At 67.7% G+C, this 1,020-nt stretch carries 1 protein-coding gene; it reads right to left on the reverse strand.

Features of this window, described 5'->3' with window-relative positions; all coding sequences use genetic code 11:
• Positions 1-61: 61 nt before the first annotated feature.
• The coding region (locus tag ACSFA3_RS26220) for a helix-turn-helix domain-containing protein (protein WP_435508218.1) at positions 62-1,020 on the reverse strand (959 nt) is incomplete at its 5' end.

Below are 1,020 nucleotides of genomic sequence, written 5' to 3' on the forward strand. Positions count from 1 at the left end.
GACTGGCGCGAGCGGCGCGCCTTGGGTGCCGCCGATGGAATGGGATCCGGATAGCAGTCGGTCACGATTTCACCTCGAAACGCGCCACGCCGCCGCCGCGCGTGACAGGCTTCAGATCGTAAGGCTTGCCGCTTACCTGCACATCGACCACCGACGCACGGCCCACCACCACGGACAGCGGCAGCGTGCCCGACAGACCGACCGTTTCGCCGGCTTGCAGGCTGCGACGCAGCAACTGCTTGCCGCCGGCTTCCGTCACGGTGATCCAGCACTCTTCGCGTGCCACGAAAACGAGTTGTTGGCTGCTGCTTGCGCTTGCGGCAGTCGCCACGGGCGCAGCGGGGGCAACGGCGACCGCTGTGGGGGCAACTGGCGTGGCGGTGGCCGCTGCCGGAACTGGGCTTACCGGAGCACTCGGTGCCACCGCCTGCGAGGGCACGGTTTCGGCCACGGCGCCGGTTGCACCGGACGAAGCAGGTCCGTTCGCAGGCGCCGGCTCAGCATCGGCCTCGCTGCGCGCCGTCAGGCGCGACACGGAAGCACTGATCTGGTCGAACACCGATTGCGGCAACCAGAACAAGGCAGCCGCGCCAACCAGCAGCACCAGCACCACGGTCAGCAATCCGCGCGAAGGCAGTCCGCTGGAGCGACTGCTGCTGTTCCAGCGCGGCGTGCCCGAGGTGATGTTCGTACGGAGGGTGCGATCGGTTTCGGCCAGCGACACCCTTTGCGTGTTGGGCAACTTCGCGAGCACGGGCGCCGGATCGATGCGCAAAGCGCGGCAGACACTGCTCGCCAGGGCGCGAGCAAAGACCGGATCCGGCAGCGAGGCAATGTCGTCCGCTTCAAGCGCCATGAGCTTCTGCGGCGGCACCTTGAGGGCGGCCGCCACCATCTCGATGTGCAGGCCATGGGCCTCGCGGGCCTCGCGCAGCAGATCGCCGGCCGTCTTGTGCGTGATGTCGCCTTCTTCCAGCGGCAGTGCTGCAGAAGTGCCGAACTCCGAAACCCGATCAGTCA

This window comes from Variovorax glucosi, assembly GCF_051216695.1.
GTDB lineage: Bacteria > Pseudomonadota > Gammaproteobacteria > Burkholderiales > Burkholderiaceae_C > Variovorax.